The organism is Exiguobacterium sp. LL15 (genome assembly GCF_024436095.1).
Taxonomy (GTDB): Bacteria; Bacillota; Bacilli; order Exiguobacteriales; family Exiguobacteriaceae; genus Exiguobacterium_A; species Exiguobacterium_A indicum.
In genome coordinates, this window is sequence record NZ_JANFNX010000001.1 from 2,136,790 (window position 1) to 2,162,500 (window position 25,711).

27 protein-coding genes are annotated in these 25,711 nt (G+C 46.3%); 13 read left to right on the top strand and 14 right to left on the bottom strand.

Features of this window, described 5'->3' with window-relative positions; translation table 11 throughout:
• Positions 1-176 precede the first annotated feature (176 nt).
• Positions 177-2,339 carry an ATP-dependent helicase gene (locus NOM72_RS11110; RefSeq protein ID WP_023467360.1) on the top strand — a complete coding sequence of 721 codons (2,163 nt, stop codon included), beginning with the start codon at positions 177-179 and terminating at the stop codon, positions 2,337-2,339.
• Between the two features lie 261 nt (positions 2,340-2,600).
• On the opposite strand, the gene mscL is transcribed toward NOM72_RS11110, so the two are convergent.
• The 7 genes from mscL to NOM72_RS11145 form a co-directional block, all read right to left on the bottom strand.
• The gene (mscL, locus tag NOM72_RS11115; protein ID WP_023467359.1) at positions 2,601-2,993 is read right to left on the bottom strand and encodes a large-conductance mechanosensitive channel protein MscL; all 393 of its coding nucleotides are present in this window, start codon (positions 2,991-2,993) and stop codon (positions 2,601-2,603) included.
• Between the two features lie 12 nt (positions 2,994-3,005).
• Positions 3,006-3,887: a Cof-type HAD-IIB family hydrolase gene (locus tag NOM72_RS11120; RefSeq protein WP_255999171.1), complete on the bottom strand. Its 882-nt coding sequence runs from the start codon at positions 3,885-3,887 to the stop codon at positions 3,006-3,008.
• Positions 3,888-3,962: 75 nt separating this feature from the next.
• Positions 3,963-5,414 (bottom strand): cardiolipin synthase, encoded by a 1,452-nt coding sequence (gene cls / locus NOM72_RS11125; protein WP_035398470.1) that lies wholly within the window; start codon positions 5,412-5,414, stop codon positions 3,963-3,965.
• A gap of 136 nt (positions 5,415-5,550) precedes the next feature.
• Positions 5,551-6,960, bottom strand: coding sequence for a protoporphyrinogen oxidase (hemG, locus tag NOM72_RS11130; protein ID WP_055967016.1), 1,410 nt, complete (start codon positions 6,958-6,960; stop codon positions 5,551-5,553).
• The gene (gene hemH, locus NOM72_RS11135) at positions 6,950-7,882 is read right to left on the bottom strand and encodes a ferrochelatase (RefSeq protein WP_023467355.1); all 933 of its coding nucleotides are present in this window, start codon (positions 7,880-7,882) and stop codon (positions 6,950-6,952) included. The genes hemG and hemH overlap by 11 nt, the downstream gene beginning before the upstream one ends.
• On the bottom strand, positions 7,879-8,925 hold the full coding sequence (gene hemE, locus NOM72_RS11140; protein WP_023467354.1) for a uroporphyrinogen decarboxylase: 1,047 nt from the start codon (positions 8,923-8,925) through the stop codon (positions 7,879-7,881). Before hemE ends, hemH begins: the two co-directional genes overlap by 4 nt.
• 143 nt (positions 8,926-9,068) lie before the next feature.
• Positions 9,069-9,371 carry a MerR family transcriptional regulator gene (locus tag NOM72_RS11145; RefSeq protein WP_023467353.1) on the bottom strand — a complete coding sequence of 101 codons (303 nt, stop codon included), beginning with the start codon at positions 9,369-9,371 and terminating at the stop codon, positions 9,069-9,071.
• 117 nt (positions 9,372-9,488) lie between these two features.
• On the opposite strand from NOM72_RS11145, the gene NOM72_RS11150 reads away from it, so the two are divergent.
• Positions 9,489-10,787 (top strand): ammonium transporter, encoded by a 1,299-nt coding sequence (locus tag NOM72_RS11150; RefSeq protein WP_255999172.1) that lies wholly within the window; start codon positions 9,489-9,491, stop codon positions 10,785-10,787.
• A 55-nt stretch (positions 10,788-10,842) separates the two neighbouring features.
• Here NOM72_RS11150 and NOM72_RS11155 read toward each other — a convergent pair whose 3' ends face one another.
• Together NOM72_RS11155 and NOM72_RS11160 are read right to left on the bottom strand one after the other, a co-directional pair.
• Positions 10,843-11,979 (bottom strand): ABC transporter permease, encoded by a 1,137-nt coding sequence (locus tag NOM72_RS11155; protein WP_255999173.1) that lies wholly within the window; start codon positions 11,977-11,979, stop codon positions 10,843-10,845.
• Positions 11,976-12,710, bottom strand: coding sequence for an ABC transporter ATP-binding protein (locus NOM72_RS11160; RefSeq protein WP_023467350.1), 735 nt, complete (start codon positions 12,708-12,710; stop codon positions 11,976-11,978). The genes NOM72_RS11155 and NOM72_RS11160 overlap by 4 nt, the downstream gene beginning before the upstream one ends.
• A 328-nt stretch (positions 12,711-13,038) precedes the next feature.
• Between NOM72_RS11160 and NOM72_RS11165 the strand changes: the two genes are divergently transcribed.
• Together NOM72_RS11165 and NOM72_RS11170 are read left to right on the top strand one after the other, a co-directional pair.
• Positions 13,039-13,287 (top strand): GlsB/YeaQ/YmgE family stress response membrane protein, encoded by a 249-nt coding sequence (locus NOM72_RS11165; RefSeq protein WP_023467349.1) that lies wholly within the window; start codon positions 13,039-13,041, stop codon positions 13,285-13,287.
• 33 nt (positions 13,288-13,320) lie between these two features.
• Positions 13,321-13,572 (top strand): GlsB/YeaQ/YmgE family stress response membrane protein, encoded by a 252-nt coding sequence (locus NOM72_RS11170; RefSeq protein ID WP_023467348.1) that lies wholly within the window; start codon positions 13,321-13,323, stop codon positions 13,570-13,572.
• A gap of 36 nt (positions 13,573-13,608) precedes the next feature.
• Here NOM72_RS11170 and NOM72_RS11175 read toward each other — a convergent pair whose 3' ends face one another.
• Positions 13,609-14,661 (bottom strand): zinc ribbon domain-containing protein, encoded by a 1,053-nt coding sequence (locus NOM72_RS11175; RefSeq protein WP_255999174.1) that lies wholly within the window; start codon positions 14,659-14,661, stop codon positions 13,609-13,611.
• A gap of 128 nt (positions 14,662-14,789) precedes the next feature.
• Here NOM72_RS11175 and NOM72_RS11180 point away from each other — a divergent pair, with 128 nt between their 5' ends.
• The 4 genes from NOM72_RS11180 to NOM72_RS11195 all read left to right on the top strand — a co-directional run bounded on the left by NOM72_RS11180 (position 14,790) and on the right by NOM72_RS11195 (position 17,501).
• Entirely contained in the window at positions 14,790-15,215 is a 426-nt protein-coding gene (locus NOM72_RS11180; RefSeq protein ID WP_023467346.1) for an HIT family protein, read from the top strand.
• Positions 15,216-15,329: 114 nt separating this feature from the next.
• Positions 15,330-15,671: a hypothetical protein gene (locus tag NOM72_RS11185; protein ID WP_023467345.1), complete on the top strand. Its 342-nt coding sequence runs from the start codon at positions 15,330-15,332 to the stop codon at positions 15,669-15,671.
• Between the two features lie 83 nt (positions 15,672-15,754).
• Positions 15,755-16,324: an HTH-type transcriptional regulator Hpr gene (locus tag NOM72_RS11190; RefSeq protein ID WP_023467344.1), complete on the top strand. Its 570-nt coding sequence runs from the start codon at positions 15,755-15,757 to the stop codon at positions 16,322-16,324.
• 259 nt (positions 16,325-16,583) lie between these two features.
• Positions 16,584-17,501 (top strand): peptidylprolyl isomerase, encoded by a 918-nt coding sequence (locus tag NOM72_RS11195; protein WP_023467343.1) that lies wholly within the window; start codon positions 16,584-16,586, stop codon positions 17,499-17,501.
• Between the two features lie 63 nt (positions 17,502-17,564).
• Here NOM72_RS11195 and namA read toward each other — a convergent pair whose 3' ends face one another.
• Both namA and NOM72_RS11205 read right to left on the bottom strand, forming a co-directional pair.
• Entirely contained in the window at positions 17,565-18,596 is a 1,032-nt protein-coding gene (gene namA / locus NOM72_RS11200; RefSeq protein ID WP_255999175.1) for an NADPH dehydrogenase NamA, read from the bottom strand.
• Positions 18,597-18,608: 12 nt separating this feature from the next.
• A complete protein-coding gene (locus NOM72_RS11205) occupies positions 18,609-19,529 on the bottom strand; it encodes an HD domain-containing protein (RefSeq protein ID WP_029340932.1) in 921 nt (306 codons plus the stop codon).
• 104 nt (positions 19,530-19,633) lie between these two features.
• Between NOM72_RS11205 and NOM72_RS11210 the strand changes: the two genes are divergently transcribed.
• The 3 genes from NOM72_RS11210 (at position 19,634) to NOM72_RS11220 (ending at position 21,953) form a co-directional block, all read left to right on the top strand.
• On the top strand, positions 19,634-20,539 hold the full coding sequence (locus NOM72_RS11210; RefSeq protein ID WP_023467340.1) for a magnesium transporter CorA family protein: 906 nt from the start codon (positions 19,634-19,636) through the stop codon (positions 20,537-20,539).
• A 63-nt stretch (positions 20,540-20,602) separates the two neighbouring features.
• Positions 20,603-21,682 (top strand): DNA polymerase IV, encoded by a 1,080-nt coding sequence (gene dinB, locus NOM72_RS11215; protein ID WP_255999176.1) that lies wholly within the window; start codon positions 20,603-20,605, stop codon positions 21,680-21,682.
• Between the two features lie 58 nt (positions 21,683-21,740).
• Positions 21,741-21,953, top strand: coding sequence for a YhzD family protein (locus NOM72_RS11220; RefSeq protein WP_023467338.1), 213 nt, complete (start codon positions 21,741-21,743; stop codon positions 21,951-21,953).
• Positions 21,954-22,005: 52 nt separating this feature from the next.
• On the opposite strand, the gene NOM72_RS11225 is transcribed toward NOM72_RS11220, so the two are convergent.
• Both NOM72_RS11225 and NOM72_RS11230 read right to left on the bottom strand, forming a co-directional pair.
• A complete protein-coding gene (locus NOM72_RS11225) occupies positions 22,006-22,380 on the bottom strand; it encodes a YlbF/YmcA family competence regulator (RefSeq protein WP_023467337.1) in 375 nt (124 codons plus the stop codon).
• 20 nt (positions 22,381-22,400) lie between these two features.
• Positions 22,401-23,537 carry a DUF445 domain-containing protein gene (locus NOM72_RS11230; RefSeq protein ID WP_035398483.1) on the bottom strand — a complete coding sequence of 379 codons (1,137 nt, stop codon included), beginning with the start codon at positions 23,535-23,537 and terminating at the stop codon, positions 22,401-22,403.
• A 74-nt stretch (positions 23,538-23,611) separates the two neighbouring features.
• Here NOM72_RS11230 and NOM72_RS11235 point away from each other — a divergent pair, with 74 nt between their 5' ends.
• Together NOM72_RS11235 and NOM72_RS11240 are read left to right on the top strand one after the other, a co-directional pair.
• Positions 23,612-24,445 carry a PucR family transcriptional regulator gene (locus tag NOM72_RS11235; protein ID WP_023467335.1) on the top strand — a complete coding sequence of 278 codons (834 nt, stop codon included), beginning with the start codon at positions 23,612-23,614 and terminating at the stop codon, positions 24,443-24,445.
• 118 nt (positions 24,446-24,563) lie between these two features.
• Positions 24,564-25,670, top strand: coding sequence for an ABC transporter ATP-binding protein (locus NOM72_RS11240; protein WP_023467334.1), 1,107 nt, complete (start codon positions 24,564-24,566; stop codon positions 25,668-25,670).
• The last annotated feature ends 41 nt before the right edge of the window (positions 25,671-25,711 follow it).

The window sequence follows — 25,711 nt, forward strand, 5'->3', positions numbered from 1 at the left end:
TTTGTGTCCATTTGCCTAGTCATTCAGGGTACTCGTCTTACATAACATCCAATAGGCTCTTGTCTCTTTATTCCACGGTTCTTCTTTCCTTAATCCAATCCTGACACTAAAAATGATACACTAGGGAAAGTTCGATTATTGAACGCGAAATAAATACGCTCGAGGTGAACTGTATCATGCATGAAGATTTTTTCGAACAGATGGAGCGATTGACCGGCATTCAACTGAATCCTGTCCAACAACAGGCAATCGAACATGACCATGGTCCGTTGCTGTTACTCGCCTCACCCGGCTCTGGAAAAACAACGACGCTTAATTTTAAGATTGCCTATTTGATTTTACAAAAAAAGATTGAACCACATCGTATTTTAGGGCTGACCTTCAGTAAGGCAGCAGCTCGCGAGATGGCGGATCGTTTTTATCATCTATTTCACGAATTAATTGGAACGACAGCGGCATTCTCGACGATTCATAGCTTTGCTTTTCAAGTCGTTCGGGATCATACATCCCAGCAACGTCTCTCCTATACGATCATTGAGGGACCAATGGATCAACAACATCCGAATGTGCCACATAAACGCATGTTACTCCGGCGTATTTTCCAGGAAATTAATCGGAGTGTCATTACAGACGACCAGATGGATGAGTTATTGCGGATGATTTCCTTCGTCAAGAACCGTCTTCTTTCTTTAAAGGAGATCAAGGCAGTACCGACGACGATCAAACATTTCCCTGATATCTATGTGGCATATGAACAATTCAAGTCGCGTGATCCCTTACATCCGTTACTCGACTTTGATGATATGTTGACGTATGCGAATACGATTTTGGAGCAAGACCGTCGTCTGTTGCAACATTATCAGCGACGCTTCGACTATATCCTAACGGATGAAAGTCAGGATACGTCGCTCGTCCAGCATCAATTGGTCGAGAAGTTAGCCTTACCGCATAACCGTCTTTGTGTCGTTGCAGATGATGATCAGACGCTATACAGTTGGCGTGGCGCGGATGCCTCTAAAATTTTGCACTTCAAAGATACGTATCCGAATGCGACGATTCTTTACATGGAACAAAATTATCGTTCGTCTCAAGACATCGTATCCGTCGCAAACCAATTCATTCAGCGCAATAAAGCACGTTATCCGAAACAGATGTTCACGGAGAACGCTGCTGTTCGTCCGATTATCTTAGAGACGTTACCAACTTACGAGGATCAGACCCGCTATCTGTTGAATCAACTACGGACAGAGACGAATTACCGCGAAGTAGCCATCTTATATCGCAACAATGCCTCATCGATCAATGTGATGAATGCTTTGGATCAAGCAAATATTCCGTTTTATATTAAGGATGTCGATCATAAATTCTTCAGTCATTGGATTTTGAAGGATATCTTAAACTTCATGACATTCGCACAAGATCCGACAGATATCGATGTGCTAGCAACTATTCATACGAAATTCGCCGGGTATATCTCAAAAGCGCAACTTTCTCAATTGCAACAGTTCGGTACGGGTGAATCTGTATTTGATCTACTCATAAACAAAATCGAGATGAAGTTTTATCAAAAGAAACAACTTCAACAAATGAAGCGCACATTCGCTTCCATCCAAACCGTTCGCCCCTCTGCCGCCCTCTCTCTGATTCGTCATGAACTGGGTTACGAAAAGAATTTGCGAAAAATGAGTGAGAGTCTCGGTTTTAGTCTCGATCACCTGCTTGAAACATTGAATACGATCGATAACATCGCAAGTGATGTACCGACACTACTCGCCTTTCGTGAACGGATCACGCACCTCGAACAATTGATGCGTGATGCGAAACAAAATAAAAATCAAAATGCGGTCACCCTTTCGACCTTTCACAGTGCGAAGGGACTTGAATTCGATCGCGTCTTCATGATTGATCTCGTTTCTGGGATTCTTCCATCAGCTGATACGATCAAGGCGTACAAGAATGGACAACTCGATGATATGGAAGAAGCTGCACGTTTGTTTTACGTCGGCATGACACGGGCGCGACACGAACTACATCTCCTGTCCTATCGTTTTAAATCGAAATCATTTGATGTCTCACCATTCGTCGAAGACGTCCATCGCCTCGTCACGCCTGATGCTGCAAAACGAAAAGTAGAGCGCAAGCGAACTGCTGTTACAGCGCGAGCTAGCGTTCCTCCACTTCCGATCACTGAGAACATGCGTGTCTCGCATACAGCATTTGGTCCCGGAACTGTCTTGCACCTGGTTGACGATGTGCTGGAAATTTCATTTGATCAAGGAATGAAAAAACAGCTTTCGTTACAAGTCTGCTCTGAAAATGCGTTACTCGAAATTTTATGATTCAGAATGGACCTGACTCAAAAAAAGAATGACGTGTCTTTTCACGCCCTTTCCTCAGGCGAGACACAAGCCAGTTTTCCTGCTTCATTCAAGAAGGAAAGCGGGTCTTGTTTGTCTCTGACAGCGCATAATGCGCTTTTTCCTGTAGGAGTGGCGTGTGACGCGCCATTCTTTTTGTTACGAGATAAAGGTGGCAGATTTTTATTCTGCCACCTTTATCTTTGTAGAGGCTGACTTTTGAGTCAGCCTTTGTTGTATCCGTCAGTTTTTCGTCGATGACTCATTTTGATGAATCAAGGCATCTCTGATTTCTGTCAATAATTTTTCTTCTGTCGTTGGTACCGCTTCTTCTTCGACGACTTCTTCCTTCTTCCGGAATGAAGTGATGCCTTTGACGAAGATAAACAGTGCAAAGGCGATCAACAAGAACTCGATACTCGCTTGAAGAAATTGACCGTACTGCAACTCTGCATTTCCGACCATGACCGATAATCCTTTGACATCAATGCCCCCGATGATGATACCGATCAGTGGCATAAAGACGCTGTCGACGAGGGATTTGATGATCCCACTAAACGCAGCACCCAGAATAACCCCGACCGCTAAATCGATCACATTCCCTCGAAAGGCAAACTCCTTGAATGCCTTAAACATGAAACGTCCCCCTTACCAAGCGCGGGACGCCAACTGCTGAATCGCATATCCGACGCCGTGCTCATCATTTGTTTTCGTCACGTAATGGGCAATCGCTTTTGCCTCATCATGACCATTTCCCATTGCGATCGCCTTACCGGCAACTTTGAACATCGGAAGATCATTCAGGTTATCACCGATGACAGCAACCTGTTCGATTGGCACACCGAGGTGGTCTGCGAGGATTTTAACCGCCGTTCCTTTATCGGCACCAACTGCCATGACTTCGATGTTATCGTGTCCTGACGACGTGACATAGACACCGTCGACCTTTTGCTCGATTTCCTGCCAAATTTTTTTCATTAATTCTTGATCAAACGAGAATGAGATAAATTTAAATACTTGTCCCGCTTGGTTACGGATGTACGATCGGAATCCATCAATCATCTTGACGTCTTCGTGGACATAATAACGATCGTGGAAGAAATCAAGCACTTGTTTCGCCCGATCACTTTCTTCACTCAACTCTTTCAGCGAATCATAGGCTGCGTCGATCGTCGCTCCTTGTGCTGTCACGAGTCCTCGATCACAGAACATCTCGAAGAAAACTTCATATTGACTAATGATGCCGTAAATTTGCTGTGCTTGTTCGGTCGTCAACGTCGTCGCACTCAACTCTTCTCCATCGACGGTCATCACACGTGCCCCGTTTGAAGCAATGATCGGACAGTGGATTCCTGCTGCATCTGTTAATTCTTTTGCATTTAAGTAGTTACGACCTGTTGCGATTGCAAATTCGACACCTTGTTCGCGTGCCGCTTCAATTGCCTGAATCGTCTCCGGTTCAATTCTTTGTTTACCTGAAAGAACGGTTCCATCCATGTCTGATACGAGTAGCTTGATTGGATTTGCCATCGTCTTCACTCTCCTCTTTTTCTATTTCCATACCACTATACCATTTTTCACATTTTGCCTGGTCGTAAACGCGGTTTACAAAATCGGTGACAACAAACGCGAAATACTTTCCTTGAATTTGATCGTTCTTGAACGCGCGGCATACGACTCGACCGTCATGAGCTTTGATACCTCACAATCAGCGAGGAAAAGACGTTCTAGTTCAATCGCTACTGCCTGATCATAAACGATCGTGTTCATTTCAAAGTTCAACCGAAAACTTCGCGCATCGATATTCGTCGTCCCGACCGAAGCAATCTCGCCATCAACAACGATCGTCTTTGCATGTAAAAATCCAGGTTCATACGTGTAGACTTTAGCTCCGTACGATAACAACTCTCCTACAGCAGCAGTCGTTGCCCAGTAAACGAATGGGTGGTCCGGTTTGTTCGGAATCATGATACGGACTTCCACTCCGGACAGAAGGGCTGCCTTACATGCATCTAAATAACTCGTGTCTGGAATGAAATAAGGCGATTGGATATAAATCGTCCGTTTGGCTTCGTTGATCATCTTGATCAAGGCAAGCTTCAAATACTCTGAACGAGAATCCGGACCCGACGTGACGATTTGCATCGGTAATATATCCTGAATCCTGTGCGTTCCATAGTAAAACAAAGATTTTTCCGTATAGACGTCACTTGCTTGGTTCCAGTCGAGAATGAAGCGGTCGAGTTGATCGTGAACGACGTCACCTTCCAAGCGAAAATGTGTATCCCGCCAGTAGCCGAACTTTTCATCGATCCCGAGATATTCCGTACCAACGTTGAACCCACCAATGTAGCCGATTCGACCGTCGATGATACAGGATTTACGGTGATTCCGGTTGTTCAATCGAAAATTAACGAAACCAATCGTCGACGGGAAAAAGGCGAACACTTCTCCTCCGTGTGCGAGTAAATCCTTAAAATCCGTCCGTTTGAGACTTCGTGATCCGACAGCATCATACAATAGACGTACTTTGATCCCACGACGGGCACAATCGGTCAATGTATCGATCAACGCTAACCCGAGACGATCTTTCTGAATGATGTAATATTGGATATTCACTTCATGCTCTGCCTGGCGGATATCTTGAATCATCCGATTGAACTTCTGCTCGCCATCCGAAAGAATCTGCAGTTGATTCGAGAGACTGAGCAGGGAACCGTTCGACATCAGGTTCATCCGAATCATATCCCGGTGCTTTTGAATCATCGGGTGCCGTCCCATCGTTACAAGTTCTTTTTTCTGTAAGGCGATCCGTCTATCCTGTTCCAGTTGTTCTTCATCCGTGACACGATAAAAATTCGTTTTTTTCAACAGTCTTCCGAAAAACAGATAGACGAGAAACCCAACGAGCGGAACGAAATACAAGATGAATACCCATGCCCATGTCGCACCAATATCGCGCCGCTCAAGAAAAATAACCGTCAGGACAGCCAAGATATTCATGATAAGCAATCCGTAGACGATGATGATCGTGAACGTACTCCATACTTCCACCATACGATTCCCTCCCGCTTCAACGGTATTCTTCAATTTTGATTCCTCTGTCTCTTATTCCCGTTTCCTTCCGTGTCATTCTTCTGAAGACAAAAAAACCTTTTTGAAGCACGGCTAGCTTCAAAAAGGTTTAGGTGTGTCATGATTCTTTACATGGTTCCGGTTGTTGTAACGCCATTTGTTCAAGCGTCGCTTTGACACCTGCTACACAGTCTGGCAATCCAACACCATCATAGGCGAGTCCGGCTAAATGAATGTGCGGATAATGAGAAGCGACGATTTCTCGCACTTCTTGAATCCGCTGTGCATGTCCTACCGTATAGGCCGGTAAGCCGTCTAAGAGACGACTGATGACGACACGTTCCGGTTGCAAGGGACGACCACAGATGTTTTCAAGATCTTCTAAGACGACGCGTTCAATCATTTCGTCAGATTCACGAACGAGTGCATCTTTTCCGGGGCGTCCGATGAAGGCACGGAGCACGGTATGATTCGGTGCTGCATGATTCCACTTTTGATCAATCGCCGTGCATGCTGTAATTGAATACGGCGCCCGACGGTTGACGATGAATCCCGTTCCATCAATCGGTAACGCTGTTTCCTTATCGAAAATCAACGTGACCGTCGCCGTCGAGTGTGTTGAAAGGTTCGCAAGCCCTGGAAGCGTCGCATCTGGTAACAGGGACACGACTTGGCGATGCGGAATCGTCAACAAAATATCATCAGCATATTCTGGACCATGATCCGTTTCGAGACGATACCGCCCGTCTTCTTCCCGTTCGATGGAGCGAAGTGGTGTCTCTAGACGAATCTCTGTCCGTTCGAGCACCTCTTCTAAACGCTCGACGAGAGACTCGAGTCCAGTAGCAAGTGATAGGAATTGACCTGTCGCTTTGAGCGTCGGACCTTGTTGTTGATCAAGCGGACGCATGAGGCGCATCCCTTCGAACAAGCTTCCAGCCTTTTGCTCATTCGCAACGAATTGCGGGTAGGTCGCGAACGTACTCATCCGGTCGATATCACCCGCATAGATGCCTGAAAGAAGCGGTTCGATCAACTTCTCGACGAGCGCATCTCCAAGACGCGGACGCAGGTATTCCCCTAATGGGATGTCTGTTTCCGGAATCGTCAAATCAGGAGCAGGGTGAAGCAAGCGTTCTGTCACCTCTGCCTTTTCTTCTTCCGTCAGTAGAGACGTCTCTGCGAATAACTCTAAATCGGTCGGGATGCCCATGACGGCACCTTTTGGAATCGGGTGGAGACCGCGCGCATCCAAGATATACGCTTGCGACGTGTTATTGCGAACGAGTTGCTCCCCTAATCCGATCTCTTCGATGAGATCCGTCAACACGTGTTTCCGTGCGACGTATGAATCCGGTCCCCGCTCGATCGTCAATCCTTCGTCCCGATATGTCGCCACCTTACCACCGAGACGACCCTCTGCCTCGAGTAACGTGATGTTCATCTCTGGAAACTGCTTCTCTGCATAATAGGCGGCTGCAAGTCCTGATATACCACCGCCCACGATGACGAGACGTTTACTGGACATAACTACCCACCTGTTTCGCGACGGCTTCCGTGACAGCTTTCATGAAAGCTGGATCCGCGTTTGGCATGACAGGTCGCGCATAGTGAATTCCGAGTTCGTCGCAGACGACTTTACACTCGTAATCATTATCGAACAATACTTCTAGGTGATCGGCAACGAAACCAACGGGTACGTAGACGAATGCTTCATATCCTTTTTCTTCGTAGACGTCACGTGTCAAATCCTGAACATCTGGTCCAAGCCATGGTTCTGGCGTTTGTCCAGCCGATTGCCAGCCTGTGATCATATGCGGTACACCAGCACGTTGCGCGATCAATTCGGCTGTTTCCTTCAATTGCTCTGGGTATGGATCACCGTTTGCAATGATTTTCTCAGGTAGACTGTGTGCTGAAACGACGAGAACGGCTTTCTCTTCAGGTACTGGTAAAGCGTCGAACGTCTTGCGGATTTCTTTCCCCCACCAATCGAGAAACGCTTCTTCTTTGTACCACGATTCGACGGATGCGAGACGAATACCATGTTGGTCCGCGACTTCCTTCGCACGACCGTTATATGAACGGATACTGAACGTTGAATAGTGTGGTGCTAAAACGACCGTGACCGCTTCCGTAATGCCGTCTTTTGCCATTTGCTCGACAGCATCCTCAACGAATGGCTCGATGTGTTTCAGACCAAGATAGAGTTTGAACTCGATTTCACCAGCATATTTCTCAGACAGTTGACGGTGTAGCTCTTCAGCCTGATCAATCGTGACTTGTGCGAGTGGTGAGACACCACCGATGGCTTCGTAACGTTCCGTCAACTCTGCCAATGCTTCTGGAGACGGTTTGCGCCCGCGACGGATGTGCGTATAATAACGCTCGATATCTTCTGGTTTATATGGCGTACCGTACGCCATAACAAGTAGTCCTAACGTCTTCATTTTCCTACCTCCATTTTTTCTTTCGAATAATCATGGATAAATGCAGTCAAACGTTTCAATACTTCTGGATCGACTTCCGGGAAGATGCCGTGACCGAGGTTAAAGATAAATCCTGGTTGCTTCATTCCCATGTCGAGAATTTCCTTCGTTTTTGCTTCAAGGATATCCCACGGTGCTAGCAGATAAGACGGGTCGAGGTTTCCTTGGACAGGTTTCGTCAATCCACGCTCACGTGCTTCGTCAATCGACAAACGCCAATCAAGTCCGACGACGTCTAACGGTAAACTGTGCCATTCTTCTGCCAAGTGACTCGCTCCTACACCGAACATGATCATCGGCACGCCTGTATCTTTTAATTCCGTGAAAATGCGTTCCATCGTTGGCTTGATGTAACGGACATAATCTTTCCGGCTTGTCGTTCCGACCCATGAATCAAAGATTTGGAACGCTTGGATTCCTGCATCCACTTGTGACTTGATGTAATCGATGACCATGTCACCTAGTTTCTCCATTAAGGCATGCCATACCTCAGGTTGTCCATACATCAATGCTTTCGTTTTATGGTATCCCTTCGAAGGACCACCTTCAATCATATAGCTCGCAAGCGTGAATGGTGCCCCGGAAAAACCAATCAACGGTACTTCGAGTCGTTCTCGTAACAAACGAATCGTTTCATAGATATATGGAATATCTTCGCGGTTGAATGGTTGTAATGCTTCGACATCTGCCATCGTGCGAATCGGGTTCGCGATGACTGGACCGATACCACTCTTGATTTCGACGTCAACGCCCATCGATGGAAGTGGCGTCATGATGTCTTTATACAGAATCGCTGCATCGACCCCTAATTGTTTTACAGGTAGTTCTGTCACATATGCGCCTAGTTCCGAGTCATGTGTGATCTCGAAAAGCGTCCGCGTCTTCTTGATTTCACGATATTCCGCTTGATAACGACCTGCTTGTCGCATGTACCAGACGGGAACGTGATCAATCTGCTCGCCACGGATCGCCCGCAAAAACGTATCATTGAATTTCTTCATCATAACTACCCCTTTATACTCGTTCTAACGCCCCAAAAAAACGTACGATAAGTTTGTGAACACAGAAACATTATATCTGAAATTAAGAAGTCTGTGCCAATAAATCGTTTACAAAATGACAGTTCTGTTACCAGTTCATGAAATGTTCACTGTTTCTTGTAAAGACCGAACGCAGCGTTTAACTGACCGCGGATCAAGTCTGAACGTTGCTGTTCCGTTACCTTACGTTCTTTTTCTCGAATTTCGTGCGTACGCCAGCCATCCTCGATTTTTTCCGCGACTTCGACGAGTCGCTCGACATCCGTAAACGAATATTTTCGTGTTTTTCCATTTGTCCGTTCTGGAAAGATCAACTTCCGTTCCTCATAGTAACGAATCTGACGTTCTGACAAGCCGGTCAATTCACAGACGATTCCGATCGACATCACCTTTTTTTCACGGTAGTTCATCTTCGTCACTCCTTTCCACAAAAATACCATGTCAGATTTTCTGACACAACACGTTTCTTTGAAAGTATTTCCGTCTAAAGTAAACACATACTTTAAATGGATAAAGGAGGAACGACAATGAAACTGGAACAACTCGCTATCTCAGTCGATACGTTTTATGTCTTATTCGCAGCACTGCTCGTCTTTACGATGCAAATCGGATTCTTACTTCTAGAAACAGGGATGTTACGGGCGAAGAACGCGGGGCACGTCGCCGTCAAACAAATCATCAGCTTCTCGGTTGCCGCTCTCGCCTTTTGGGCCATCGGATTCGGATTGACGTTTGGTGATGGCAATTCTATCATCGGAACGGAAGGATTCTTTTTAAAAGGAGGATTCAGCAGTCTTGATTGGTCGAACATCACGATTGATGTGAAGTTCCTCTTCCAACTCTCATTCGTCGCTGTCTCCCTCGCAATCGCTTGGGGCGGATTCGCAGAACGTGCTAAATTATCCGTCTACCTGTTGTTCGGAACGTTTTTCGTTGCTATCATCTATCCGATCATTGCACGTTCCGTTTGGGCAGGTGGATTCCTTGGTTCGCTCGGGATGCAAGACTTCGCTGGATCAACGGTCGTTCACTTACAAGGTGGGATTGCTGCACTCGTTGCTGCTTTACTGCTCAAGAAACGAATCGGTGCTGAAAAAACACCGTTACTCGGACACAACGTCATCTATTCTGTCGTTGGTGCCTTCATCCTCTGGTTATGTTGGTTCGGCTTCAATGCTGGTTCGACACTAACGATTGCCGATGGATTCTTTAGTTACGTTGCCTTGACGACGTTACTTGCGACTGCAGCAGGTGCCCTCGGTGCTCTTGCCATCTCATTCTGGCACCGTCGTGTCGCAGATATCCCTTCGATCATCAACGGTGTCTTAGCTGCACTCGTTGCCATCACAGCAGCCTGTGCCTTCGTCGAACCGTGGGCAGCTGTCGTCATCGGTTTCCTCGCTGGTGTGATCACATATGGAACGAGCATTCTTCTCGCAAGCCGTGTCGATGATCCATTATGTGCCTTCTCCGTTCATGGCGTCGCTGGTATCTGGGGTACACTCGCAACTGGATTCTTCGCTTCACCACGACTCGTTGAAATCACAGGGATCGGACAAGCTGGTCTCTTCTATGGTGGCGGTTTTACGCAACTCGGTGTTCAAGCACTTGGTGTCGTCTTTGCCGTCGTCATCGTCAGTGTCTTGAGTTATGCATTCTTAAAAGTTCTCGACCTTACGATTGGTCTTCGGATCACACGCGAAGATGAACTCCGCGGACTGGACGTTGCGGAACATGGTCAATCTTCTTACGATCTCCCTGCTCCTGTCAGCAAAGAATTGCGTATGGTCGAAGAAGAAGATCTCTCAAACGAACGCGTCAATTAATAAAAAGAACAAGAGCCTACACGATGGATTCATCGCGTAGGCTCTTTCTTGTTTATTATTTTCGAGCGTAGTATTCACCAATCACAAGCGCCAAGGCTGCCCCACCAACGACATAGATGGATCCGCTTAAAAAGAATCCAAGTAGCGTCAAGACGATGCATTGACTGATTGCTGCGAAGCGGATGATTTTTCGTTTCGCCTGTACAGCATTTCCATACGGTAATAGACGAGTCAATAGATGTTGGTCCACTGCCTTCGTGAACGGTGCTAGTTGAAAGCTTGTCAATCCTGCAAACGCAGGGATTGCAAGCGCAACGAACAACTCGTTGCCACTCGCTAACCACATGAACACAGCCCCGATCAGCGTCAAACGAACAATCAATCCGATCCCGTCTCCACTCCGGATGAACTGTTTGACATACAAGTAATCGAATGTCGTTTGCGCTCGATATGGAATCCGCTCGACCATGTTACTCAAGAGACGACGGCGTTTATATGTTGCCGATAAATGCGGCACATCGACGAACCAGTTCGCTAATCGATAAAAACGATCACGCGATTCCTGTTCGAGCGCAATCCATTCGCGTAGAGGAAGATGGTCCTGACGCTTTAAATGGAGTACGACCATTAAGAGAAGTGCGACGACGATTGTCATCCACGCCATATCGATGATGACGAGTAGCGCCGCTCCGCACGCATACAGTAACACCGTCCGATGTGCGATGCCTTCAAGCTTTGATAAATTCGCAGCAGCTCCGAACAAAGCAAGCGCTACCCCAAGTAAAACAAGTTCAAGTGGTGTGGTCTGTTCCGTTCGAACATAGAGAACAACGACAGCTAAAAACGGAATCACAGCACGGATGATACCAAAGACCGCATTGTACGCTCGTACTTGTTGCATGAAACTTGATAACTTCGCTAACACCGGTAATAGAAACACTTGGTCCGCCTCAACGAGAAACGTCCGACTCGTCCGATAGAGCGGTAAAATCAGAAACAAGGCTGCCATGACAAATCGACCTGGAAACGATGGATCGAGTTGGTCGAGGAAACGTCCGTAGACGACTAAACCGTACAAAATAACGAAGTAAACGGTAAATAACAGTCCGCCATTCGCCATGTACCTTGTATATTTCACCGTTTCCGTCATCGCCGCCTGGTAGCGTTCCTTCCATAAGGACTGGCTGTTCATCGTTCCGCCTCCTCGATCGCGGCAACGTACAGATCATCCAGCGTTCCATCTTGCAGTCCATATCGTGCGCGTAAAGCAGCTGTCGTTCCCTCTGCTGCAATGTGCCCCTCATGTAAGAGCACGAATCGGTTACAGTGACGCTCGGCTGTCTCAAGAATATGCGTCGACATTAAGATCCCCTTACCGTCCTGCTTCAGTTCACTAAAAATCTGAAGTAACTCTCGGATTGCCAGTGGATCAAGTCCAACGAACGGTTCATCGACGATCAACAGTTCACTGCCTGTGACGAGTGCACATAAAATCATCGCTTTTTGCTTCATCCCTTTTGAGAAGACACTTGGAAACCATTCGAGTTGCTTCGTCATTCGAAGTCGTTCAGCATAATGTTGCGCGCGTTCTGTCGCGATTGCTTCTTCGACGTCATATCCTTGCGCCATCAGACGAAGGTGCTCCCGTAACGTCAGTTGTTCATATAACATCGGCTGCTCCGGAATATACGCCACTTGGCGACGATACTCGGTTTCGTTCGTCGTTAAATCCAATCCATTGATTCGAACCGATCCCGTCTTGACCGGTAAAAGACCAAGGATATGCTTGATCGTCGTTGATTTTCCGGCACCGTTCAACCCAATTAGACCGACGAGTTCACCTCGGTCGACTTCGATATTGATGTCATGCAGAACGGTTTTTGATCCGTATCCTCCTGACAAATCTTTAATGTCTAATAACATATCTGCCACTCCCTTTAGGCTCATCGTAAAGTAGACTCGCTTCGTTTTTCTAGCGTAACGCCTAGTTTTTTAAAATATAATGTTTTAATACTTGTTTTTTCGGCAATTACTCTAAGTGTAATCGTTACATCAATATATGAAAACGATTTACATGTAAATTGAAAGTGAAATCAATGAATCGTCTATTCATTCTCTATCAAGTGGTCTAATCGTCTAGTCATTTAAAGAATGAACTAAAGAATGAACGATTTCAGATTTTTTCATTTTCGCACGTGTTTATAACTGCCTGAAAACAGGTAAAACTAATATGTAGAGGAGATGTTTAGAAATGGGTTTCTTATGGGCACTCATCATTGGTGGTCTCATCGGTTGGATCGCAAGTTTAATTATCGGGAAAGACGTACCGGGTGGCATCATCGGTAACATTATCGCTGGTTTCATCGGTTCGATGATCGGTCAAGCCATCTTTGGTTCAATGGGACCAAAAATTGCTGGTTTCGCAGTCATTCCGGCTATTCTCGGAGCAGTCATCTTGATCTTCATCGTCTCACTTATTCTCCGGGCAGTACGTAAGTAATCATAGATCTTAAATTGAAAAGGAGTGTTTTAAATGGGATTCTTATGGGCGTTAATCGTCGGTGGTATTATTGGTTGGCTAGCAAGCTTGATTTTAGGTAAGGATGTTCCAGGCGGTATCATTGGTAACATCATCGCTGGTTTTGTTGGTGCATTGATCGGTCAAGCATTATTCGGAAACTGGGGTCCAATGGTTGCCGGATTCGCAATCGTTCCTGCTTTACTCGGAGCTATCATTCTTATCCTTATCGTATCGTTCATTCTCCGTGCGGTGAATAAACGATAACCAAAAATCCTCGGACGTTCTAGTCCGAGGATTTTTTTAGTCTTTTAATTGTAACCACATACCGTCCTCTCGCTCGACGACTCGTTTTTCTGCTCGTAAGTTCAACCATTCGAACACACCTTCGAGAAAACTAGACGGATATTCCCAAACGGTACCGACTTGCTCGCGCTTCTTTCGTTCTGGTTTTCCAGCGATGGCTTCCAATTCATCCGGAGTCTTATTTAATCGGATTAGCAATTCTTCCACCTGCCCCGATTGATAGGTCACTTCATATCCATCGTATCGTGCTCGATTGGCAACGGTCGAATCAGGCGTGCCGAACGTATTCTCGAACGAGTCACGCGAACGTCCGAGATAGCCAATCATCGTATCGATACTTTTTCCAGTCTGGGCTTTCACTTCCGTCTCAAGTAACGTTTTGATATCGACTGCATATTCGTTCGAAACGGTCGTATTGAATCGATCAGCCAATTTAAAGTCGACTGTCGCGTTCGGTTCATCTCCGAGTTGTACAGTCTTTGATTCCTGGACGGTCTGTCCGGATTGTTCCGCACTTGCTTGAACATCGTACTCTCCAGGAGATCGCTTGAGTTCAAGGGATTTCTGATCAATCGTCCCGACTTCTTCTCCATCTAATGAAATCTTCGTTCCCGGTAAATCACTTGAAACGGTTAACCGCTGAGGATTCACATCGAGAGAGTACCGGTCATACCAAAGCCATCCATCTTCTTCTTGAAGCGAAAACAGATGTGTCTTCACTTGCTTCCCTGCGCCTTGATCCTGTTTGACTTGTGCGATGACCCGGCCCGTCCGTTCTGAGTCAGCCGTCAACCAATTAACGAGTCGCGTCGCTTCACTCATCGGTAGTGACTTACCATTCATCGTGACGAGTTGTTGGAATCCACGCTGATCCTTTTCCTTTAACAAGGTAGCAAGACGCTCGTCTGTTTTCTCCATTCTCGCCGCTTCTTGCATGTTACGTCCAAACCAAAAGGCAACGAATAAGAAAAGACCGACGATGATGACGCTACCGACGAGCAGGCGCCGTTTTCGTTTTTTTTGTGCCGTCGAGGCTACTCGTGATGCCATGCAATTCGCTCCTTCCTTCAGTAGCTGTATGTTTCTAAGTGTATCGGGTTCAATTTGACTGTCAATCGTGCGGAAGTCGGAAACTTTCCGTATACTAATATTATCTTACCCAAGGGAGTGAACGTTCCATGCAAAAAGAGTCATGTATCTTCTGTAAAATTGCTCGCAAAGAAGTCCCTGGTCATATCGTATTCGAGAACGAACAAGTTCTCGCTTTCCTTGACCTGTCACAAGTGACGAAAGGACATACGCTCGTCATCCCAAAACAACATGCCGATAATTTGTATGATCTCTCTCCTGAACAAGCACAAGACGTATTTGCGACGATCCCGCAAATCAGTCGTGCGCTTCAACAAGAGACAGAGGCAGCTGGCATGAATCTCTTATCGAATACAGGAAAAGTAGCGGGTCAATCGGTCTCTCACTTCCACCTGCACCTCATTCCGCGTCACGATAAACAAGACGGTTTCGGTGCAAAATGGGAAGTTCATAATGACGATTACACGGCAGAGGAATTAGCTGAACTCGCAAATTCGATCGCTTCTCGCATCTAAGTCTGTTCTTTTTCTTCTATTCTTAGAAAAATATTGCCGAAATAGGTTTCTTTCATTCGATTTTCGGTAAAATAATATGAAACAAATATTTTAATATTAAAAAGGAGGTTCAATATGTCGAAGCGTCCCGCCCGTAACTGGGTCGCTTTTGGTGCTACGCTAACACTTGTGACTTTTTACGGTCTGAAGGCGCTTCGCCAAGGTACGAAAAGCGACTCTTCGAACGGTCATCAACGTCGAAATTCTTATTCTACAATCGTAACGAATGTGCAGGATTTGACCCAGGAGGGCAAGAACTTAGTAGAGACAGCAAAAGCGTCTGGTATGCACTTCAAAGAAGAAGTCATGCAGAGCGTCTCGGAATACCAAACGGAAGTCCAAGCATCGCTCACGAAGATCCAGTCTCTCGCTGATGAAGCGAAACAGGAAGCAGACCAGCTTTCTCCACAAAAGTAAGATCCGTTGCTTCGATTTGTTTTTGTATAGTTTGCATTTTGCGCGTTTGAGCCATTGTCACCTTTCGAAAGGATGAGTCAGATATGGAACACGAAAAGTTATATCCTGGACAAGAGGCTTTGTTGTATAGCCACAAGATTGTCCAGTTAAGCAAAGCACTATGGAAAACGGTAGAAAAAGATTGGCAAAATTGGATCAAGCCCTTTGATCTGAACATCAATGAACATCATATCTTGTGGATTTCGCACGCGCTAGGCGGTGCCTCGATTTCAGAGATCGCGAAGTATGGTGTCATGCACGTCTCGACGGCATTCAACTTCTCGAAGAAGTTAGAAGACCGCGGATTGTTGACGTTCTCGAAAAAGGAAACAGATAAACGAAATACCTACGTCCAGTTGACACCAGAGGGCGAATCACTCTTGCTTGAGACGATTCAAGCGTTCCGCCCTGAAGAAAACGGTGTCTTCCGTGCATCACTTCCTCTTCAGGAATTGTACGGGAAGTTCCCGGAATTAACGGACATTTCTGCGATCGTACGTCGCTTGTATGGCGACAGCTTCATGGACATATTCGCTGAGACATCAAAGATGATCACAGAAGAAGCAGATCGTCGCCCTCAAGATCCAGTCATGGACTCGATCAAAAAAGCATAACCTTACCAAAAGCGTTTTAGCCTCTAGCTAGAATGCTTTTTTTAGGTCTTTTTTCCTCATGACAAGGACATTACTACTATGTCTCAAGAGCGTTATTTCCCTCACAATTTCCCATAAAAATTATCCTCAACCGACTACTTGGATGTGATAGCATGGAAAAGAGCAAGTATCTCTTGGCATGACAAGATACAGCTGTCAACCAGACGAGAATATGATATGATAAAACGGTTGAAATAAATGGTAAATTAGGGGTGTATGTATGAAAAAGAAATTGTTAGGCGCAGCAGCAGTCGCAAGTGTATTTACGTTAGCAGCATGTGGATCAAATGACGAAGCCGTCATCAATTACAAAGGTGGCGAAGTCAACAAGGCTGACGTCCAAGAAGAAGCATACGAAAAAGCTGGTGCTCAAATCGCTTTCCAGCAAACAATGAACAAATTGCTTGAGAAGAAATACGGCAAAGAAGTCACGGATAAAGAAGTCGAAGCAGAAGTCAAGAAGACAAAAGACCAGTTCCCGGATAAAGAGCAGTTCAATACAACATTGAAATCTGCTGGAATCAAGAACGAAAAAGAATTCGAGACAGTTCTTCGCACACAAATGCTCTTAACGGAAGCAAAATCTGCGAAATCAAAAGTAACAGATAAAGAAATCCAAGAGCGTTTTGACCAAGAAAAAGTCGAAGTCAAAGCAAGCCATATCCTCGTTGCGAAAGAGTCAGAAGCAAAAGACATCAAAAAACAATTGGATGACGGCGCGGACTTCGCGAAACTGGCAAAAGAGAAATCAACAGATACAGGTAGCGGTGCAAAAGGTGGAGACCTTGGATACTTCACAAAAGGTAAAATGGTCAAGGAATTCGAAGATTATGCGTTCAAGGATGGCGTTGAAGGTAAAATCTCCGATCCAATTAAAACACAATTCGGTTACCACATCATCAAAGTAGTCGATCGTAAAGAAAAGAAAGACTTTACGCTTGATAAAGAAAAAGCACGCATCAAAAAAGCACTTGCTGAAGAAAAAGCAGCACAAGTCAACCCGAACGATATCTACCGTTCACTCATGAAAGAATACGATGTTAAAATCGAAAACAAAGACTTCAAGGATGCTTTTGATTTAGATAAACAAGAACAACAACAAATGCAACAACAAATGATGCAACAACAACAGCAGTAATCAAAAAAGGAAGCCGCGAAGGCTTCCTTTTTTCGTGTCGTTTTTCATTCATATGAGCGATAGTTAACGAACCGTTCGGATTGGTGCCCGTTCGTATTGTTTCGGCAAGGCGACCGTATCTCCTAGTTCGGCTGCCGCATGATAGACCCAATAAGGTTGGCGAAGTAGTTCACGTGCGAGCAGGACGATATCTGCTCGACCGTTACGGACGATTTCTTCTGCATGGGCAGCTGTCGTAATCAATCCAACCGCGCCTGTTGCAATACCCGTCTCTCGTTTCAACTCTTCTGCATAGCTCACTTGATAGCCTGGATACACTTCCGGTACGGCATTAGCGACGACAGCCCCTGAACTGCAATCGAGTAGATCGATGTGACGTGCAACTAGTTCTTTCGCGAGTGGAATATAATCCGTCGCCGTCATTCCCCCTGTTGCGTGATCGGCTGCTGAAATCCGGACCCAGATCGAGAGCTTGGAAACGGCTTGAATGCCATCAATGATCTCTAGCAACAAGCGCATCCGATTTTCAACCGATCCACCGTATTGGTCCTCACGAACGTTTGATAACGGAGAGAGGAACGTGTTCAGTAAGTAACCATGAGCCCCATGAATTTCAATGAAATCATACCCTGCTCGTTCCGCACGCAGTGCTGCATCGATGAACTGTTGTTTGATCGTCGCGATTTCCTCAAGCGTTAATGCTCGTGGATGTGTATACGTATCATCAAACGGTAAAGCACTCGGTGCAACGGGTGGTTCTGCCGTCGTACTTTTGCGCCCGGCATGGGCCAGTTGAATGCCTGCTTTTGCACCCGCTGCTTTGACTTGCTCTGCGATCCGTTGTAAGCCTTCGATATGAGCATCTGACCAAATTCCAAGATCACCGGCTGAAATGCGACCGTCTGGCGTAACAGCACTCGCTTCTAAGATGACGCCACCGACACCACCCATCGCACGGGTTGCATAGTGCGTGACATGCCAATCCGTAACGAGTCCATCTTCTTTTGCACTGTACATACACATCGGCGCCATGATGACCCGATTTCGGAATGTCAACGTTCCGAGTTGAACCGTATCAAACAACTTCGTCTTCATCTTTTCTCCCCCTTATAGCTTCGGACGGTAAAAAGCACGATTATCTAGTGCGAATGATCGTTCCGAGAACTGTCCTGGCTCGACATATTCAAGGAGACGATCCATCATCGTCATCCGTGCATCAAGGTTATCGATCAAGAACAAAACTTCTGCCTCGCGCATCTGTGGTGCGACAGCAGAACCCCATTCCGGTCGTCCGTGATGACTTAAGACGAGATGTTGCAAGACCGTCAGTACTTCTGCGTCAATTTGTAATTCTGCTCCGACTTTTTCAAGTTCCGCTACCATCATCGTAATATGACCGACGAGTTTACCAGGCAACGTATATTCCGGTGCAACCGGATCGGATAACTCCTTGATTTTCGCATAATCGTGCAGAATGATGCCACTGATTAGCACGTCACGGTTTAAGGTCGGATAGAGTTGAGCGATTTGATCCGCTAGACGCAACATCGAAAGGACGTGGTATGACAGCCCCGAGTAAAAAGCATGATGGTTCTTGACCGCTGCCGGATGCGTGAAGTAAGCGTCGAATCGCGAAGTAATCAAATGTTTAACGAGCTTTTTCATATCACTGTTCTGAATCGATTCTACGAACGCGAGGACTTCCGTCTCGATTTGCTCTCGCGGAATCGGTGCGGATTGGACATAGTCCTCGACATTCGTCTCCTCTAGAACCGTGATTTGTTTGAGCTTGAGTTGTGTCCGCCCTCGATAGTCCATGACTTCTCCAGCAGCATGGACGATTGATTTCGGCGCATATTTTTCAAGATCACTCGTATCCCACATCTTCGTCTCGATTTCGCCTGTCTTATCCGTCAAGATGAGCGTCAAGTATGGTTTCCCATTCGCTGCAATTCCTTTGACCGCTTGCTTGATCATCGCTCGTTGATCGAGCGTTTCTCCAACTGCTAATTTACCAATTCCTTTCATACTTGAAACACGTCCTTTATCTGTAAAATAGGTGTCTTTTTTATATTCCATTGACTACACTTAAGGCATATACTATTTCATTCTACTATATGGGAGTCATGAACATGGAACTGGAACCTCAATTTAATTGGTCTCGCTATCTCGATTTAGCTGACTATGAACAAACCTTTCCGACGGCTGCCGTCGATCAATCCGAAATGGACTGGGTGACGCAGCTGCGATCGAAAGACATGAACTTCACCCGCTCGGAAAAAGGGGTTCTCTATGGCGCTGTCGTCACCTGGCAAAATCCTGTCGACAAAAGTGACCGTCGCTCGATTTGCTTTTATGTAACGAAAGAAAAACTGATCACGATTGGATTGTCGGATTCAATCGTGTCCCTGGTCGCTCCCTATTCTCCCGCGCATCCATTCGCAGCCTTTTATACGATTCTTGCTTTACAGCTGAACACGTATTTTGCCGGTATCGATCAGTTTGAGACGGAACTATTCTCAAGACAAGATGAACTACGTGGCAGCATCAATGAAGATTCGCTCGATAGCATCTTCGCTTTACGCGACACGATCGAGAACTGGTCCGATTTAATCGTTCCGTTTCAAGAGCTCGTCATGGCTGGTGAAGAATCATTTCTCGACGAGGACGCGTATCTCGAGGATCTCTCGTTGAAACTAGCTACGAAACGTGTCCGCCGTCTGTTGATGCTCATTGAACATTATCAAAAAGACATTGAGGTCCTGCTCGACTTATCGACGACCGTCTCGAACTTCCGTGGAAACGAAATCATGAAGGCATTAACAATCTTTACTGCCGTCGCGACACCAACGATGGCTCTCGGTGCGATTTGGGGGATGAACTTTAAAATCATGCCGGAATTAGAATGGAAATACGGTTACGCCCTATCCCTTGGTCTAATTTTTCTCTCGACCGGTGGCATCTTCTACTGGATGCGCTGGCGTGGGTGGTTAGGCGCTCTTGTTAGGATGCCAAAGAACAGTCGACCAAAAAAATAGATATAAGAACATAAGTTCGTTATACTAATTGTATCATATCTACTGAAAGGAGACGCTTGTACGATGGAACGAAAAATCATTCATATTGATATGGACGCCTTTTACGCTTCCGTCGAGCAACGCGATCGTCCTCGATTAAAAGGTGTTCCCGTCGTCGTCGGTGGACCGCCTCATGCACGTGGTGTCGTAGCGACCTGTTCCTATGAAGCACGGAAATACGGTATCCATAGCGCGATGCCGTCAAGACGTGCCTTCCAGCTCTGCCCCCGTGCGGTCTTCATTCGTCCCCGCTTTGACGTCTACCGAGCTGTCAGTGCGCAAATCATGGCGCTTTTTCGAGAAGTGACACCGCTCGTCGAGCCTCTCTCGCTTGATGAAGCGTATCTTGACGTCACGGAAAATTATTTTGATCAAAAAAGTGCGACCTATATCGCGCAATATGTTCTTCAGCAAATTAAAGAACGGACAGGTCTGACGGCCTCTGCTGGTGTTTCGAACTCTAAGCTCGTCGCGAAGGTCGCATCCGGATACGAGAAACCGAACGGGATGACGGTAGTTCCTCCAGAGGACGTCCTCAGTTTCTTGTCTCCATTAAAAATTGGAGATTTACACGGCGTCGGAAAAGTCACGGAACAAGCGTTACGAAAACAAGGAATTGAAACCGTCGCAGATGTCCAAGCAATGCCGGTCGAACAATTACGAGCATTGCTCGGACACGATCGCGGAACGGAACTGCATGCGATGGCACACGGGATCGACGAGCGTCCGGTTCGTCCGGAACGCGAGCGAAAATCGATTGGTTCTGAGACGACCTTCGAAGAAGATACGGAGGATATCGATACGATATTCGAGACGTTGATTCGAGAATCAAAATCCGTCATTGCGAGTCTTCAAAAAAAAGAACTCGTTTGCCGGACGATCACGATCAAGTGGAAGACCGATACATTCCAGTCACGTTCGAAACGGCATACATTTTCAGAAGAAACGGCGGACGAAGAACGCTTACTTGAGGAAACAACGAAATTGTTCAATGGTATCACCTTCGACGGACCGATCCGCTTGATTGGTATGACGGTCAGTCACCTGACTACTCCTCCCGCTGCGCGACAGTTGACGTGGCAAGACTTAGACCTGCGCTTGTAAAATGAATAGCTATTCATTATACTAAGTACAAGACCGATCAGACAAGGGAGGAACAAGTATGCAGTATACGATTACAGTCTTTTCAGATCGTGGTGAAACGTTACTCGATGACGTTTTTGAAGCAGAAGCAGATGGACAGGCACGAGAAGAAGGGATTCGGCGTCTCAATGAGAGTGGGTACGCTCATCATGCAGCTCGTGTCACACGTTCAGGTCGTTTGATTCATTTCGAGCGCGCTTACTTGCCACGGATCGTCCCTACTTCATCTTGAGCTATACAAAAAAGGAAGACGGCCATAATGGCGCGTCTTCCTTTTTGATGACTTATTGAACGTCGTCTTGTTGCTCCATCATTGGCGCGTAGAGTTCTTCTAACGGCTTCATGATGATTTGTGTGACTTCCGTCAGCATCGTGTGCATCCGTTGCTCTTCTTGCATCAGCTGACTGATTAATGGGTTGTTTTGGACTTCAAGCATCTTTGTTTGGGCAGACGCCATATCGTCTGGTGTGATTTCTTCACCTTGCATCTGCTTTTGTTGTAATTCGAGTTGGATGTTACGGAACGATGCAAACAATTCGTTTGATTCCGGATCCGCGTTAACTTGCGTGTACAAATCTTTTAATGTCGTGTACTCTGAAGTCTCACGTAATGCACGCTCCAGTGTGTACGCGTGATCATATAAGTTTGTTTCTGCCATGAGTAAAACCTCCAATTTGTTTAGACGAGATAAAGCCCCGCCTGTATCAATCCAATTAAACCACCTAACAACCCTCCAAGCCAAGTGATAGCCCGGAATTCTCGCTTGGAAATCGATAAGACGATTTCCTCGAGATACGCAGTATCCAGCAAACCGACCTCTTCTCGAACAATCGTTTCGAGATCAAGCGTTTGTAGAATTTGCCCGATTTGATTCGTCGTCCGTTCGAATAGATGATCGATGACGACAGGGACATGTTGCTCGAGTAATTGTGACTCGAGGGGATTCAACCAGACGCGTAATGGTGTAGCAAGCATCGATTCAATCGGTAAACGCGCCAAGACTTGTTCTTTGACGGTCTGTCGAATCCGTGACTCCGTCTCTTCTGTCATATAAGACGACAGTGGACGATCTAGTCCCTTTTGCCATTCCTGACGTAATAAGGCAAGGATGAACTGAGACGTCGACTCTGATTGAAGTACCCGTTTCAGCTCCGGCTGAATCATATCAACGACGTTGACGTTCGCGAGCAACATCCCGAACATCCCACCTCCGAGACGCTGTTGGATGAAACGAGCAACAGTTTCCTCGAGTTGTAGACGTCCTTCTGGTCCATCAAAATATTCCTCTGCTTGGTGCAATACGGATGTGACGAGTCTTGGCATGACCTCTTCGATTTTTTGTTCTCCGGCTTCCCCGATCAACTCGCGCACGGACTGCTCACGCCATTTACCCATGAGGAGTGAAAACTCCTGTTCCAAGTGATAACTGATTTTCCCTTGAATCCGTTGTTTGGGTTCATCGATGAATCGACTAATCCACGCTTCCGTCGTCTCTTCTGAACGTGTCCATTTCATGACTTCATGTTCGACGAGCCGTGTGACAGCTCCACGAACAGCTGGTGATGCGAGACGTTTCCCGATCCCTTCTGGCGTCAAGAGATGCTTGACGACCGTCCGTCCGAGATTCGCTGCTAGTTCATCTCGCCGTTTAGGAATCAGACCCGGCGTAAACGGCACGCGAAATTTTCCGATGTATTTCGGTTCAAGTGGTCGAAATAACATCCGAATCGCTAGATGATTCGTGACTGCGCCAATCAGGGCCCCAATGACAATGATTCCGACAAGTTTCAATACGAGTAAAAACGTATCTGACATAAGTTATCATTCCTTCCGATTTTCGACTTATGGTAAAGTCGAGATAGTTATGTACGATTTAGGAGTGATGCCGTGTGTTACGACAACTGATGACTGTATTCAATGACCAGCTTACGACCGATCCGAATGTTTATTGCCAGGAACAGTATAGCGTATATCGCCTTGAAGATGGACTCTGTTTTGGAATCAAGGCGACTGCCATCTCTGACCGCGAACAACAACTGCTTGATGTATTCGCTGAACGCATCATCACGACGTCGCGGTCTGATATCGATCTATGGCGAGAGCGTATCCAATCTGCTCATGCCCTCGAAGATCAGTCGTTCCGACTTGTCCATTTTTTGTTCAATCCAACCGATGAACGGACAAGTGAAGAAATTCAACAATTGCTCTCCTCTTTCTTTTCGCAGACGAGCATCCTTATTCCTTTTAGCACACACCGCTTCACGGTCGTTGAACGCGAAGAGTTTGTCATCGAGTCCGAACTATCCGATTTATTTTTTGCATTACAATCTGATTTTGTACTCGACGGTAAGGTATTGCTTGGTCAACAACGTGCTGCAGGTGATATCGCCGTTCAGTTCCAACTCGAACAAGCAGCGCTTGCTTTCGTTCCTTCGATGCAAATCGAACGTTTCTTGCCTGCCATGATCCGTCTTGCAAGTCTAGATGACCGGCACCGCGCGACACTCGTCGATCAGTTCATCCGTTTACTCGAGCCAGAGTCTCGTGAGACGATCCTTGCTTTTTGTCGAGCTAATTTGAACGTCTCCCTGACAGCAAAACATCTATTCTTACATCGAAATAGCCTCCAGTATCGACTCGACCGGTTGACAGAGCAGACTGGAATCGATGTTCGCTCATTTGAAGGCGCTACTTTCCTCTATACCTTACTTCTTGTAGCATGATGCCTAATTGAAAACGTTTGCATTTAGTCAGGTTGTCCATAGGCAGACTCCCTGACTTCTTTTATACTAAATCTTGTAAGCGTTATTATTTCATCATTTACATTAGGGGGAACTACACATGGCTGAAATTCGTCTTGAACATATCGATAAAATCTACTCAGGTGATGCAAAAGCGGTTGATGACTTCAACCTTCACATTAAAGATAAAGAATTCATCGTCTTCGTCGGACCATCAGGTTGCGGTAAATCAACGACGCTCCGGATGATTGCTGGACTTGAAGAAATCTCAGGTGGGGATTTCATCATCGACGGCAAACGCATGAACGATGTAGCGCCAAAAGATCGCGATATCGCGATGGTCTTCCAAAACTACGCGCTGTATCCACACATGAACGTCTTCGATAACATGGCGTTCGGATTAAAGCTTCGGAAGTTCCCAAAAGATGAAATCAAGCAACGCGTCGATAACGCAGCTCGTATCCTCGGTCTTGAAGAATACCTCGAGCGGAAGCCAAAAGCACTCTCTGGTGGTCAGCGTCAACGGGTAGCGATTGGTCGCGCCATCGTTCGTGATGCTAAAGTCTTCTTGATGGATGAGCCGCTCTCGAACTTAGATGCTAAATTGCGTGTACAAATGCGTAAGGAAATCATTCAGCTACACAAACGTCTTGAGACGACGACGATTTACGTTACGCACGATCAGACGGAAGCGATGACGCTTGCGACACGAATCGTCATCATGAAAGCGGGTATCATTCAACAAGTCGGTACGCCGAAAGAAGTCTATGATCACCCAGATAACATGTTCGTTGCCGGATTCATCGGTTCACCATCGATGAACTTCTTGACAGGTAAATTAGCGGAAGACGGTCTCTTCCACGTTTCAGGAACAGAAGAGAAGTTCGAAGTACCAGAAGGAAAAATGAAAGTTCTCCGCGACCGTGGTTACACGAACAAGGATCTCGTCCTCGGAATTCGTCCAGAGGACATCCATGCGGAATTGATCTACCAAGACACGAAAACAGCACACCGCTTCCCAGCACATATCGAAGTATCCGAATTGATGGGTGCAGAGTCTTACCTCTACTCAAAAGTCGGACAACAAGCGTTCACGGCACGTGTTGATTCACGCTCACACGTCGAGATGGGATCGCAGCTTGATCTCTTCTTCGATATGACAAAAGCACACTTCTTCGACTCTGCGACGGAAGCAACGATCCGTTAATCGCATCATCGATCAGTTACGATGTTTCAGACTGTCCTTTT